This is a genomic window from Streptomyces sp. NBC_00457 (genome assembly GCF_036014015.1).
Lineage (GTDB): Bacteria > Actinomycetota > Actinomycetes > Streptomycetales > Streptomycetaceae > Streptomyces.
In genome coordinates this window covers 4,199,365-4,212,115 of record NZ_CP107905.1, presented here as the reverse complement: position 1 = coordinate 4,212,115, position 12,751 = coordinate 4,199,365, and the positions used below count along the sequence as shown (strand labels likewise).

At 70.3% G+C, this 12,751-nt stretch carries 12 protein-coding genes; 7 read left to right on the top strand and 5 right to left on the bottom strand.

Annotated features, from left to right (window positions below; all coding sequences use genetic code 11):
• Nucleotides 1-21: 21 nt before the first annotated feature.
• From OG828_RS18955 to OG828_RS18945, 3 genes are all read right to left on the bottom strand, one after another.
• The gene (locus OG828_RS18955) at nucleotides 22-606 is read right to left on the bottom strand and encodes a Uma2 family endonuclease (RefSeq protein ID WP_328357933.1); all 585 of its coding nucleotides are present in this window, start codon (nucleotides 604-606) and stop codon (nucleotides 22-24) included.
• Between the two features lie 78 nt (nucleotides 607-684).
• Nucleotides 685-1,104 carry an SCO4983 family protein gene (locus OG828_RS18950; RefSeq protein WP_328357930.1) on the bottom strand — a complete coding sequence of 140 codons (420 nt, stop codon included), beginning with the start codon at nucleotides 1,102-1,104 and terminating at the stop codon, nucleotides 685-687.
• Between the two features lie 102 nt (nucleotides 1,105-1,206).
• A complete protein-coding gene (locus tag OG828_RS18945) occupies nucleotides 1,207-2,418 on the bottom strand; it encodes a pyridoxal phosphate-dependent aminotransferase (RefSeq protein WP_328357927.1) in 1,212 nt (403 codons plus the stop codon).
• Between the two features lie 125 nt (nucleotides 2,419-2,543).
• Between OG828_RS18945 and OG828_RS18940 the strand changes: the two genes are divergently transcribed.
• The 3 genes from OG828_RS18940 (at nucleotide 2,544) to OG828_RS18930 (ending at nucleotide 5,629) form a co-directional block, all read left to right on the top strand.
• Nucleotides 2,544-3,188, top strand: a complete 645-nt coding sequence (locus OG828_RS18940; RefSeq protein WP_328501797.1) for a hypothetical protein — start codon at nucleotides 2,544-2,546, stop codon at nucleotides 3,186-3,188.
• 35 nt (nucleotides 3,189-3,223) lie between these two features.
• Complete coding sequence (locus OG828_RS18935) at nucleotides 3,224-4,471, top strand: sialidase family protein (RefSeq protein WP_328501796.1); 1,248 nt, start codon at nucleotides 3,224-3,226, stop codon at nucleotides 4,469-4,471.
• A gap of 231 nt (nucleotides 4,472-4,702) precedes the next feature.
• A complete protein-coding gene (locus tag OG828_RS18930; protein WP_328357918.1) occupies nucleotides 4,703-5,629 on the top strand; it encodes a S1 family peptidase in 927 nt (308 codons plus the stop codon).
• A 15-nt stretch (nucleotides 5,630-5,644) separates the two neighbouring features.
• Here the strand turns inward: OG828_RS18930 and OG828_RS18925 are convergent, their stop codons facing one another.
• Nucleotides 5,645-7,264 carry an N-acyl-D-amino-acid deacylase family protein gene (locus OG828_RS18925; RefSeq protein WP_328501795.1) on the bottom strand — a complete coding sequence of 540 codons (1,620 nt, stop codon included), beginning with the start codon at nucleotides 7,262-7,264 and terminating at the stop codon, nucleotides 5,645-5,647.
• Between the two features lie 12 nt (nucleotides 7,265-7,276).
• Nucleotides 7,277-8,542: an amino acid deaminase gene (locus OG828_RS18920; protein WP_328501794.1), complete on the bottom strand. Its 1,266-nt coding sequence runs from the start codon at nucleotides 8,540-8,542 to the stop codon at nucleotides 7,277-7,279.
• 137 nt (nucleotides 8,543-8,679) lie between these two features.
• On the opposite strand from OG828_RS18920, the gene OG828_RS18915 reads away from it, so the two are divergent.
• From OG828_RS18915 to OG828_RS18900, 4 genes are all read left to right on the top strand, one after another.
• Entirely contained in the window at nucleotides 8,680-9,921 is a 1,242-nt protein-coding gene (locus OG828_RS18915; protein WP_328501793.1) for a sugar kinase, read from the top strand.
• Nucleotides 9,918-10,679 (top strand): IclR family transcriptional regulator, encoded by a 762-nt coding sequence (locus tag OG828_RS18910; RefSeq protein ID WP_328357906.1) that lies wholly within the window; start codon nucleotides 9,918-9,920, stop codon nucleotides 10,677-10,679. Before OG828_RS18915 ends, OG828_RS18910 begins: the two co-directional genes overlap by 4 nt.
• Entirely contained in the window at nucleotides 10,676-11,089 is a 414-nt protein-coding gene (locus OG828_RS18905; RefSeq protein WP_328357903.1) for a RidA family protein, read from the top strand. The genes OG828_RS18910 and OG828_RS18905 overlap by 4 nt, the downstream gene beginning before the upstream one ends.
• 147 nt (nucleotides 11,090-11,236) lie before the next feature.
• Nucleotides 11,237-12,715 (top strand): GntP family permease, encoded by a 1,479-nt coding sequence (locus OG828_RS18900; RefSeq protein WP_328501792.1) that lies wholly within the window; start codon nucleotides 11,237-11,239, stop codon nucleotides 12,713-12,715.
• Nucleotides 12,716-12,751 lie beyond the last annotated feature (36 nt).

Below are 12,751 nucleotides of genomic sequence, written 5' to 3'. Positions count from 1 at the left end.
CGGAACGGGAGCGGCCTGCCGTCAGCCCGTGCCGTTCCCGGCCTTGCCGTAGCGGCGGAAGGCCGAAGTCTCCACGGTCCAGGGACCGAACGGCACCGAGTCTCCGTAGATGTACGGCTCCTTGCTGCCGTAGTGGTCCTTGCACGGGCCCGAATGCACCTCGATGGTGCCGGTGCGCGGGTCGACGATCATGTAGTGGGCGATGCCCATGGCGGGGTACTCGGTGAGCTTCTCGCTGTAGTCGATGCCCGGGCTGGACGGCGAGACGATCTCGATGACCGCCAGTACGTGAGCGGCGTCGACCGCGAGGCCCTCCTCGTCGAGGACGTCCTCGGGGATGACGACGGCGTCGGGACGGCGCATGCGAGCGAGGGCGGGGTGCTCGATCTCGGGGCCGTTCTCGCAGATGTACCCCGGGTGAGTGGCGGGAAGCTGCGCGTCGAGCTGGTTGCGGATACGGCGGACTGTGCCCTCGTGACGCTTCGAGGGGCACATCATCGCCAGTATCGGACCGGACGGGCCGATCTCCACGCTCCAAGCCCCTTCGAGCTGCTCGGCGTAGGCCCCGAGTTCCCCAGCGATCGCGCGCATCTTCGCGTACTCCATGGTTTCAGAGTACGGAGAATGTGGCACCCGGTCCGCGCGTCGCTGCGGGTGCACGCGGACCGGGGCCGTTCAGGGGGATCAGCCGACGCCGGTCAGTTTTTGCGGCTCGGCCAGCGCGGCGGCATGCGCGTCCATGCGCTCGGCGGCCAGGATCGCCGCCGCCGTATCGGCGCGGGCCGCGGCGACGACGAGCGCGCGTCCCGCGAGGCGGTGCGCGCGCCGGTGCAGGGACGTGGCCTGCGGTCGGCCGGCAGCAGGCAGCGCCCGCACTGTCGCCCCACCTCGCAGTCGGCTCACCTGCTCCACGAGCCGCTCCGCAGCCGTGTCCAGATCGCCGGACGGCGCTTGCGCGCGCAGTTCGTCGGTGATCGCGAGGAGCGCGGCGAGATGGCCCGCGAGCTGGATGTCCAGCTCCTCCTCACGGGACCGGTGGGGGAAGTCCGAGGACGTGCCGGCCATCGAGCTGTGGACCGACTTGGTGCGGATCGGTTCGTACATGGGGATGGCCTCCTGTGCTCTGACAGAAGTCATCCTAGCTTAGATTTCGTCTAAAGTTGAGCGCTTCACAGAACCGGATCACGTGTCCACCCTGCGTGAGCGTCAGGTCTGGCTGTAGCCGTCCAGGAAGTTCCCGATCCGCCCCACCGCGTCCCGCAGATCCCCGACCGTCGGCAGCGTCACCACCCGGAAGTGGTCCTGCTCGGGCCAGTTGAAGCCGGTGCCCTGGACGACCATGATCTTCTCGCGCCGGAGCAGGTCCAGGACCATCCGCCGGTCGTCCCTGATCTTGAAGACCTTGGGATCGAGCCGCGGGAACAGATACAGCGCCCCCTTCGGCTTCACGCACGTCACACCCGGAATCTGCGTCAGCAGCTCATACGCCACGTCCCGCTGCTCGCGCAGCCGCCCGCCCGGCAGCACCAGGTCGTTGATGGTCTGGCGTCCGCTCAGCGCGGCGACCACACCGTGCTGCCCCGGCATGTTCGCGCACAGCCGCATGTTCGCGAGGATCGTCAGACCCTCGATATAGGAGTCGGCGTGCGCGCGCGGACCCGAGATCGACATCCAGCCGACCCGGTAGCCGGCCACCCGGTACGCCTTCGACATGCCGTTGAAGGTGAGTGTCAGCAGATCCGGGGCCACGGCCGCGGTCGGCGTGTGCGTGGCGCCGTCGTAGAGGATCTTGTCGTAGATCTCGTCGGAGCAGACCAGCAGATTGTTGCGGCGGGCGATGTCGGTCAGGCCCTTGAGCACGGCCTCGTCGTAGACCGCGCCGGTCGGGTTGTTCGGGTTGATGATCACGATCGCCTTGGTGCGGTCGGTGACCTTCCGTTCGATGTCCGCGAGGTCGGGCATCCAGTCGGACTGCTCGTCGCAGCGGTAGTGCACGGCCGTACCGCCGGAGAGCGATACGGCCGCCGTCCACAGCGGGTAGTCGGGTGCCGGGACCAGCACCTCGTCCCCGTCGTCCAGCAGTCCCTGCATCGCCATCACGATCAGCTCGGAGACGCCGTTGCCGATGAAGACGTGCTCGACGTCCGTCTCGATGCCGAGGGTCTGGTTGTGCATGACGACGGCCCGGCGTGCGGCCAGCAGGCCCTTCGCGTCGCCGTAGCCATGGGCCGACGACACATTGCGGAGGATGTCCTCGAGGATCTCGGGCGGGCACTCGAAGCCGAACGCCGCCGGGTTGCCCGTGTTCAGCTTGAGGATCCGATGCCCGGCCGCCTCAAGCCGCATCGCCTCCTCGAGCACCGGGCCCCGGATCTCGTAACAGACGTTGGCGAGCTTGGTCGACTGGATCACCTGCATGTCTGGGAGCTTACGGCCCGGTAACGCGGTCGCGGCCGTGTTTTCCGCCACGTGAGACGAGCGGGTTTGGACTGTTATCGCCGGTAGCTGTCCCAGGAGTCGCCTGCGTCCCTAGAATCCCGGTCATGTCCAGGCCATCGGAACAGGGAAGCGCGCCCCCGGAGGACGGCGACCCTCACAGACCGCCGAACGTGTACCTCCCGCAGACTCCGCACTCCCCGGCCTACGACGCATACGCCGACCCGGCCGCCGCGCACGGCTGGCAGGACACCGCCTACGACGACACCGCCCAGCTCCCTCCGGTGGCGGCCGACGTCCCCGCGCAGCGGTCGGGCCACCGCGGCCGGCACCGCCCGCTCGGCCTCCGCTCGCGCCGCGTGATGGTCGCCGCGGGTGCGGTTGGTGCCGTGTCGGCGGCCGCCGTGATCGCCGCGTTCTCCTTCTCCGGGTCGCCCTCGGGCGGGGCACGGGGCGGTCCGGAGCGGACCGGCGCCACGGCCGGTGACTCCGTGTCGCCCACGGCTACGGAGTCCTCCCCGGGGACGCTCGCCGACCGGCCGGGGTCCTCCGGTGCGGCGTCCCCGCGTAAGAGCGCTTCGCCGAGCGCCACTTCGACCGCTGACGCCACCGGGAGCGCGCAGGGGCCCTCGAGCACCGCCACGAGTACGGCCCCACCGAGTTCCGCCGCCACCAACACCGCGGCTGCCGCCCCCAGTTCCTCCCGAGACCATCCGGGAAAGGGGCAGGGGAACACCAAGAAGCCGGATTGAGGGCACGGTGCATAGCCGCCATGATGAGGAGACCAATGAGCCGCCCTTTCCCGAGCCGCCGCTTATCCGTGCTCGGTGCTGTCGCGATCGTCGTCGTCGCCGCGCTGGTGGTCGTCGCCTGGCCCAGGGCGGATCAGGCCGACAGTGCGGATGGTGAGCCGGAGGGAAGGTGCGCATCCTCGGTGCCGTACACGTCGGGCATGGGCGGCTACGCCAGCTACCGCATACCCGCCGTCGTCCGGACCGAGGCCGGGACCTTGCTCGCCTTCGCCGAAGGGCGGTCAGTCGGCAAGGAGGACCACGGCGACATCGACATCGTGCTCAGGCGGTCGCGCGACGGCGGTTGTACGTGGGGGCAATTGCGGGTCGTCGCGGCGGGCGAGGGGGACACCCGGGGCAATCCGGCGCCGGTCGTGGATCCCCGGTCCGGGAACATCGTGCTCGTCACCTCGTATCACAGCGGTGACGTCACCGAAGCGCGGATTCTGCGCGGTGAGGCCACGGACGAGCAGGGCCGCCGGGTCTTCGTGCAGACGAGCACGGACGACGGTCGGTCCTTCTCCGCGCCACGGGAGATCACGTCGGCGGTGAAGCGGCCCGGCTGGCGCTGGTACGCCACGGGGCCGGGCCATGCCATCGCCCTGACGCGCGGTGACCACGCGGGGCGCCTGGTCGTGCCCGCCAACCACTCCTCCGCGCCGCCCTCGGGGTCGCCGGACACCGGCCAGGAGCCCAAGTACTACGGGGCGCACACGATCTACAGCGACGACGGAGGGCGGTCCTGGCGCCTCGGTTTCGTCGAGGACGCCTACGAGGGCGTGCACAACGCCAACGAGTCGACGGCGGCCCAACTGCCGGACGGACGGCTGTATTTCAATGCCCGGAACCAGAAGGGCACGAGCCCGGGGAACCGCCTTGACGCCTACTCCAGTGATGGGGGTGCGAGCCTCGACCGAGGTTATGCGGAGCAGAGCTCGCTGAACGACGTGCCCTTGGTGGAGGGCAGCGTGCTGCAACTGGCAGGGGAAAGAGGGAACTTGCTGTTCTCGGGGCCCTCCGTGCCGACCGACCGTGCGGCGATGGCGCTGTGGAGCAGTACGGACGGAGGACGGTCCTTCGGCAAGGTGCTGACCCTGTCCTCACGGAAGGCCGCGTACTCGGACCTCGTGCAGGCCGATGCCGAGACCGTGGGGGTCCTGTACGAAACTGGCGTCGAGACGGCGTACGAAGTGATCGAGTTCCGGCGCGTCCCGTTGCGGGAGTTGCCGACGGACGGCGGGTAGCAGCGGATGCCCCGGGTGTGCCGGATGTGGTGACCTGACCGCCCTCCCGTGAACGTCCTGCGTCCCCGGCCCGACACCCCTGCCCCGCCGTGATAGGGAAAGCCCTACGGACTGAACTCGCCAGTAGGCAAGTCCTTGTCCGCACCCCCCTCGTGAGTGAGTATGTGCATGACAACAACGTGGGTGACCGGAGATTCTTCGGTCACCTTCTCCGTATGAGGGGACCCCCACATGAGAAAACCTCTGGTCGTCGGGCTCTTCGCCCTGGCGCTTGCCGGAGTGGGCGCCAGCCCCGCCGTCGCGGTCGAACCCACCCCCACGGGCTCGGTCACGGGCGGGGAACCGGACACGCTCTCGGGCGCGGTCCACGACGTGGTCACGTCCGCCACGGCGACCGTCTCCCGGCTCACGGCGCCGAAGGCGCAGGCCGTCACGTTCGCCGGCACCGTCGCGCTGAGCAACTGCTCCGGCTCGGTCGTCCGCTTCCCGGACTCGGAGGACAACGACCCGGCGCTGGTGATGTCCAACGGCCACTGCCTGGAGTCCGGCTTTCCCGGGCCCGGCGAGGTCATCGTCGACAAGGCATCCAGCCGCACCTTCGGCCTGCTGAACTCCGCCGGTTCCCGCGTCGCGACGCTGCGGGCCAGCAAGATCGCGTACGCGACGATGACCGACACGGACGTCTCGATGTACCAGCTCACCACCACCTACGGTGCGATCAAGAGCTCGTACGGCATAGACCCGCTGACGATCAGCGAAGCGCGCCCCGCCGCCGGCACCGCCATCACCGTCGTCTCCGGCTACTGGAAGCAGACGTACGCCTGCGACATCGACGGCTTCGCCCACCGCCTCAAGGAGGGCGACTGGACCTGGAAGGACTCGGTCCGTTACACCGACTCCTGCGACACCATCGGGGGCACCTCGGGCTCGCCGGTGGTCGACAACGCGACCGGTCAGGTCGTCGCCGTCAACAACACCCTCAACGAGGACGGCGCGCGCTGCACCGTCAACAACCCCTGCGAGGTCGCCGAGAACGGCACGGTCACCGTCCACACGGGCATCGGCTACGGCCAGCAGACCTACCAGATGGCGCCCTGCTTCGGCGTCGACAACAAGCTCGACCTGAGCGCGAGCGGCTGCACCCTGCCCAAGCCGTAGAGCGAGGGACCCGACTCAAGCGAGGGCGGGCGGAGTTCCACGGACCGCCCGCCCCGCGAGTACGTCCGTCCGCCGCCCGTCCTCGATCACGAACCGCCCGTCGATCAGGACGTACGGAATGCCCGTCGGGAGGGCCCGGGGTCGCTCGAAGGTCGAACCCGCCGCCACCGTCGCCGGGTCGAACAGCACCAGGTCCGCCCGGTAGCCCTCGCGGACCAGGCCCCGGTCCGGCAGCCGCAGCCGCGCGGCCGGGCGCGAGGTGAGGTGGGCGACGCACTCCTCCAGGGACAGCACGCCCAACTCCCGTACGTACCGGCCGAGATACTGCGGGAACGTCCCGTACGCGCGCGGATGCGGCTTCGTCCCCTGGAGGATGCCGTCCGAGCCGCCCGTGTGGACGGGGTGCCGCATGATCGCGCGGACGTTCTCCTCATGGCCCACGTGCTGAAGGATCGTCGAACCGAGCCGGTCCTCCAGCAGCAGCCGCCGGGCGGTCACCCAAGGGGCCTCGCCGCGCAGGTCCGCCGACTCCTGGACCGTACGGCCGACATAGTCGTCGAGGCCGGTCCCGCTCACGCCCGAGATCTCGATCGTGTCCCACTCGATGGGCACGCCATGGCACCCGTCCGCGCCCACGACCTCCATGTGATGGCGGATCCGCTCGGCCGTCTCCTCGTCCGCGAGCCGATCGAGGATCGCCTCCGGGCCGCCCTCGCTCGCCCAGCTCGGCAGCATGGCGGCCAGGGTGGTGCAGCCGGGCGTGTAGGGGTACGTGTCGAGGCTGATGTCGGCTCCGGCGGCCAGCGCGTCGTCCAGCAGCGTCAGCAGCTCGGGCGCCCGGCCCTTGTTCACGCCGAAGTTCATGGTGGCGTGGGCGAGATGGAGCGCGCAGCCCGCCTCCCGGGTCAGGGCGACCATCTCCTCGTACGCCTGAAGGGCGCCCGCGCCGTACGAGCGGTGGTGCGGGCAGTAGTAGCCGCCGTACTCCGCCACCACCCGGCACAGCTCGGTCAGTTCGGCGTCCTTGGCGTACATGCCGGGGGTGTAGGTGAGCCCCGACGACATGCCGACCGCGCCCTGCCGCATCCCCTCCGCGACCAACTGCCGCATCCGGTCCAGCTCTTCGGGCGTCGCCTCCCGGTCCTCCCAGCCGACGGCGAGCATCCGGACCGTGCCCTGCGGGATGAGATAGGCGGCGTTCACCGCGATCCCGCGATCCAGCCGGTCCAGATACTCGCCCACCGACCGCCAGTCGAAGTCGATGTCGTCACCGTTGCCGTTCCAGCCGGTGATCGCACGGCGCACCTCCGCGAGCGTGCGGTCGTCGACCGGTGCGTACGACAGCCCGTCCTGGCCGATGACTTCGAGCGTGACCCCCTGTGCGGCCTTGGCGCTGTGGTCGGGGTCACGGAGCAGGGCGAGGTCGCTGTGGGCGTGCATGTCGATGAAGCCGGGGGAGAGGACCAGCCCCTCGGCATCCAACTCCCGCATCGCCTTGGGCCGTTGACAGCCCGCCGCCGCGGCCTCCTTGACGATCGACACGATCCTGCCGTCGTCGACCACCACATCGGCGCGGTACGCGGACGCGCCCGAGCCGTCGACCACGTCCGCGTCACGGATGACGAGATCTGCCATGACCTGGGCCTCCTAGAAGAACGTACGGATGTAGTCGACGACCGTCCCGTCCGCCTCCGCGACCGGGATCAGCTGCCACTTGTCGAAGGACGTGCACGGGTGCGACAGGCCCATGCCGAGCCAGTCGCCCACGTCGAGGTCGGCCTCCGGGGCCGTGCGGATCCAGGCGTGCTGGTCGGAGAGGCTGGTGACCTCGATGCCGGTCGCCGGGCGCTCGGTGCCGTCCCGCCGTACGACCTGGGCGAAGGGCAGATCCAGGTCGTACGCCGCGTCCCGCTTGCCCGCGTTGGCGAAGGCCTGGTCGGGCGAGGGGCGGGAGACGATCTGCGTCCACAGGCGGAACGCGGGCTCCAGCGCGCCCTCCTCGGGGACCCGGGTGAAGGGGGTCAGCTTGCGGTAGTGGCCGTCGTCGTGCGAGACGTAGGCGCCCGAGCGCAGCAACTTCCGTACGGGGCCGCCGAGTTCAGGGATCTCCGCGAAGACGTCGGCCACCGCGTCGAACCAGGCGCTGCCGCCGGCGCTGACGACGATCTCGTCCGTGTCCGTGAACCGCCCCGCCTTGTCGAAGTCGTCGGCCAGCGCGACGAGCCGCCGCAGCCACGCGCGCACCCGCTCCGGATCGGCCTGCGGGACCTCGCCCTCGTACCCCGCGACACCGACGAGACGCAGGGTCCGCGTGGCCGCCACGGCGTCCGCGACCGCCGCGCACTCCGCCTCCGTGCGCACGCCGGTACGGGCGCCCTCACCGGCGGCGAGCTCGACGACGACGTCCAGCGGACGTGACGCGCCGTGCAGCGCGGCGTCCATCTGCTCGACGCCGCGCACGGAGTCGACGTAGCAGATGAACCGGAAGTCCGGGTCCGAGTCCAACTCGGCGGCGATCCACCGCAGAGCCGCCGGATCGACCACCTCATTGGCCAGGAAGATCCGCTGAATGCCGAAGGCCCGCGCCACCCGCACCTGGTGCGGCACGGCGAGGGTGATGCCCCAGGCGCCGTGCTCGATCTGGCGGTGGAAGAGCTGCGGGGCCATGGACGTCTTGCCGTGCGGGGCGAAGGCGAGACCGTGGCGGGTCGTGTACGACTCCATGAGCGCGAGATTGTGTTCCAGCCGCTCGGCGGAGAGGGCGAGCACGGGCGTGGCGAAGCCGCCGGTGAAGAGGTTGCGGCGCTGGGCCGTCAGCTCGGCGACGGTCAGGCCGTCGGCGTCCGGCGGGAGGCCCTTGAAGCGGTGGTCGACGCGTTCCTCGGCCAGGCGGGCGAGCGCTTCAACGGCCATCGGGCCTCCCTGATCGGCGGCGTTGCATGCATTGCAACGTTCATTGCGTATATCGCTTACCGCTGTCTAACATCTCGGCCAACGCGGGGTCAACGAAGCCGCCGTCTTCCCGCATCACCCGAGGAGCTACGACCATCGTGACCGTCACCGGACCCTGCAATGCCCCCGACGTCGTGGACGTCGTCGCGCTCGGCGAGTCCATGGTCACGTTCCTGCCCACCCGCCCGGGCCGCCTCGCCGACGTCCCGTCCTTCGACCGCGGAATCGGCGGCGCGGAATCCAACGTGGCGTGCGTGCTGGCCGCCGCCGGGCATTCGGCCCGCTGGGTGAGCCGCGTCGGCACGGACGGCTTCGGCGACCATTTGACCGAGGCGATCGGGGGGTACGGCGTCGACGTGTCGGCGGTGCGGAGGGACCCGGAGCGTCCGACAGGCGTGTACTTCCGTACGGCGGGGGACCGGGCGACCGATGCGCACGAGGTGGCGTACTACCGAGCCGGGTCGGCGGCATCGGCGATGGCCGTGGAGAACGTGGACATGGAGGCGGTGCGGGCGGGGCGAGTGCTGCACTTGTCCGGGATCACGGCGGCCCTCTCCGACGAGTGCTTCGGCCTGCTCTGGCAGCTCACGGCCCCTCGCCCGGACCGACCGCTCATCTCCTTCGACGTCAACTTCCGCCCCGGCCTCTGGCACGACGCCGACGGCCCCCGCGTCCTCCTCGACCTCGCCCGCCGCGCCGACATCGTCTTCGTCGGCACGGACGAGGCGAGGGTGGCCTGGGGTATCACCGGCGGCCCGGAGAAGATCCGCGAACTGCTGCCGGAGCCGGGGGTGCTGGTGGTGAAGGAGGGGGCGCGGGGGGCGACGGCGTTCTCCCAGGCGCAGCCTGCGGGTGGTCGTGCCGCGGGGGCGGCCGAAGGCGAGCCGACGGTCAACGCGCACCCTTCCCGCCCAGCTGCGGACAGCGCGCACCCCTCCAGCCCCCCAGCTGCGGGCAGTCGTGCCGCTGGGGCGGCACGGGTGGGCGCAGGCGGCAACCCGCAAGCGCCGGGCCGCGCGACCCACCCCCGGCCCACCGCAACGCCGGTCACCTTCGTCCCCGCCCTCAATGTCACCCCCGTAGCCGCGGTCGGCGCAGGTGACGCCTTCGCCGCCGGATTCCTCTCCGGCACGCTCCGCGACCTCCCCGTCCGGGACCGCCTCCGCCACGGCCACCTCATGGCCGCCGCCACCCTCACCGCCCCCGGCGACCTGGCCGCACCCCCCGCCCGCGCCCACGCCGACCGTCTCGCCGCCCTCGACGACGAGGCGTGGGGGACACTTCGACTCGGCCCCGGCTGGACGACCCAGCAGGCCGAGGAGGAGGTACGCACCCCATGAGCCAGACCGTCGACCGCGCACTGAGCATCCTGCCGCTGCTCGCCGAGGGCCCCGCCGACCTCGGCCAGGTCGCCGACCGCCTGGGCGTCCACAAGTCCACCGCCCTGCGTCTCCTCCGCACGCTCCACGAACACGGCATGGTCTACCGCCAGTCCGACCAGCGCTACCGCCTCGGCGCCCGCCTCATCGCCCTCGCCCAGGAGGCGATGGAGAACCTCGACATCCGCGAGATCGCCCACCCCCACCTCGTACGCCTCAACGAGCAGTGCGGACACACCGTCCACCTCGCCGTGTACGAGGAGGACGAGGTCCTCTACATCGACAAGGTGGAGAGCCGCTACCCGGTGCGCATGTACTCCCGGATCGGCAAACCGGTGGCCATCACCGTCGCCGCCGTCGCCAAACTGCTGCTCGCCGACCTCCCCGAGCACGAGCGCCGCGCCCTCGCGGAGAAGCTCGACTACCCCATGTACACGGCCCGTTCGACGCCCCACCCGGATGCCTTCCTCAGGGAACTGGCCAAGGTGCGCGAACAGGGCTGGGCCACCGACCTCGGCGGCCACGAGGAGTCCATCAACTGCGTCGCCGCACCGATCCGCGGCGCCGACGGCCGGGTCGCCGCCGCGATGTCGGTGTCCGCGCCCAACGTCGTCGTCACCGCCGACGAACTCCTCACTCTGCTCCCGCTGGTCCGCCGTACCGCGGACGCGATCAGCGGCGAGTACTCCGGCAGGACCCCGACGAAGGATGTCGTATGACCGACAAGACCGCCCTCACCCCCAAGACCCACACCACGCCCCCCGCGAAGTTCTCGCACGGCGTGAAGAAGGGCAACATCCTCCAGGTCGCCGGCCAGGTCGGCTTCCTGCCCGCGGTCGAGGGACAGCCCCCGACGCCGGCCGGCCCGACCCTGCGGGAGCAGACCCTCCAGACCCTCGCCAACGTCAAGGCGATCCTGGAGGAGGGCGGAGCCTCTTGGGACGACGTGATGATGATCCGCGTCTACCTCACCGACGTCGCCCACTTCGCCGAGATGAACGAGATCTACAACGCGTACTTCGAGGAGCAGGGCCTCACCCAGCCGCCCGCCGCGCGCACGACCGTCTACGTCGGCCTGCCCGCGGGGCTCCTCATCGAGATCGACGCATTGGCCGTACTGAACGACTGACGGAACACCTGCGCCCCAACGGGGCGCAGGGAACTGCGCGATCAACCACAAACGACCCGCACCCGGCATGGCGCCTCAGCCCCGCAGACGCCAAGCCGCGATACCCCACGCCCCGACACCGCATGCATTTACGAAGAGGACCCCCGAATGTCCTATCCGCTCGCCGCCGCCGCCCCCGCCGAAACCCCACCCCACACCGGAGGCCTGCTCCTCCTCATCGACGGCACCGCCGGACTCCTCACCGTCGCCGCCCTCGGCATCGCCCTCCTCCTCTTCCTGATCATCAAGGCGAGACTCCAACCCTTCGTCGCCCTCCTCGCCGTCTCCATAGCCGTCGGCCTGCTCGCAGGACTGTCCGTCACCGAACTCTTCGGCACCGTCCAGCGAAGCGACGCCGTGTCCACCATCGAGTCCGGCATGGGCGGCATCCTCGGCCATGTCGCGATCATCATCGGCCTGGGCACCATGCTCGGCGCGATCCTCGAAGTCAGCGGCGGCGCCGAGGTGCTGGCCTCCCGGCTGCTGAACCTCTTCGGCGAGAAGCGCGCACCGCTCGCCATGGGCGTCACCGGCGTGATCTTCGGTATCCCGGTCTTCTTCGACGTGGGCATCTTCGTCCTGGCGCCGATCGTGTACGCGGCGGCGAAGCGGAGCGGCAAGTCGATCCTGCTCTACTGCCTGCCCCTGCTGGCGGGCCTGTCGATGACCCACGCGTTCCTGCCCCCGCACCCCGGCCCGGTGGCGGCAGCGGGTCTGCTCCACGTCGACCTCGGCTGGGTCATCCTCATGGGCGTCGTCTGCGGTGTTCCCGCGGTGCTGGCCGCCTGGGTGTTCTCGGACTGGATCGGCAAGCGGATCTTCGTCGCCGTACCGCAGGACATGGTCGAGGCGGCGGCCGAGGCGAAGCTGGCGGTCGTCAACGAGCAGCGCGAGGCGGGCGTCGAGCCGCCGGAGAAGCCGGTTCCGCTCGGTACGGTCCTCGCCATCATCGGTACGCCCCTGGTGCTGATCCTCGCCGCGACCTTCTCCTCCATCGCCCTGGACCCCTCCACGGCCCGCTCGGTGATCGAGTTCTTCGGCAGCCCCTTCGTCGCCCTCACCATCGCCCTGCTGCTCGCGTACTACCTGCTCGGCCTCCGGCGCGGCTGGTCCCGCAAGTCCCTGGAGCGGGTGTCCACGTCGTCCCTCAAGCCCGTCGGCAACATCCTGCTCGTCGTCGGCGCGGGCGGGATCTTCGGCGCCGTCCTCAAGGCCAGCGGCGTCGCCCAGGCCCTCTCCGACACCTTCAACGACGTCGGCCTCCCCGTGATCGTCCTCTCCTACCTGATCTCGGTCGTCCTGCGCGTCGCCCAGGGCTCGGCCACGGTGGCGATCGTCACGACGGCCGGCATCGTCGCCCCCCTCCTCTCCGAGGGCGACCACTCCCAGGCCTTCATCGCCCTCGTCATCATGGCCATCTCCGCGGGCTCCATCTTCGCCTCCCACGTCAACGACGGCGGCTTCTGGATGGTCGCCAAGTACTTCGGCATCAGCGAGCGCGACACCCTCAAGACCTGGACTGTGCTGGAGACGGTGTTGTCGGTCGGGGGCTTCGTCATGGCGGCCGTACTCAGCCTGTTCATGTAGGCGTCTCATAACGAAGTCGGGGCTGGCTGTGTACGA

What these genes read in the sequence shown, in the direction of transcription:
- OG828_RS18955 (WP_328357933.1), bottom strand. Translation starts at nt 606, where the DNA reads ATGGAGTACGCGAAGATGCGCGCGATCGCTGGGGAACTCGGGGCCTAC.
- OG828_RS18950 (WP_328357930.1), bottom strand. Translation starts at nt 1,104, where the DNA reads ATGTACGAACCGATCCGCACCAAGTCGGTCCACAGCTCGATGGCCGGC.
- OG828_RS18945 (WP_328357927.1), bottom strand. Translation starts at nt 2,418, where the DNA reads ATGCAGGTGATCCAGTCGACCAAGCTCGCCAACGTCTGTTACGAGATC.
- OG828_RS18940 (WP_328501797.1), top strand. Translation starts at nt 2,544, where the DNA reads ATGTCCAGGCCATCGGAACAGGGAAGCGCGCCCCCGGAGGACGGCGAC.
- OG828_RS18935 (WP_328501796.1), top strand. Translation starts at nt 3,224, where the DNA reads ATGAGCCGCCCTTTCCCGAGCCGCCGCTTATCCGTGCTCGGTGCTGTC.
- OG828_RS18930 (WP_328357918.1), top strand. Translation starts at nt 4,703, where the DNA reads ATGAGAAAACCTCTGGTCGTCGGGCTCTTCGCCCTGGCGCTTGCCGGA.
- OG828_RS18925 (WP_328501795.1), bottom strand. Translation starts at nt 7,264, where the DNA reads ATGGCAGATCTCGTCATCCGTGACGCGGACGTGGTCGACGGCTCGGGC.
- OG828_RS18920 (WP_328501794.1), bottom strand. Translation starts at nt 8,542, where the DNA reads ATGGCCGTTGAAGCGCTCGCCCGCCTGGCCGAGGAACGCGTCGACCAC.
- OG828_RS18910 (WP_328357906.1), top strand. Translation starts at nt 9,918, where the DNA reads ATGAGCCAGACCGTCGACCGCGCACTGAGCATCCTGCCGCTGCTCGCC.
- OG828_RS18905 (WP_328357903.1), top strand. Translation starts at nt 10,676, where the DNA reads ATGACCGACAAGACCGCCCTCACCCCCAAGACCCACACCACGCCCCCC.
- OG828_RS18900 (WP_328501792.1), top strand. Translation starts at nt 11,237, where the DNA reads ATGTCCTATCCGCTCGCCGCCGCCGCCCCCGCCGAAACCCCACCCCAC.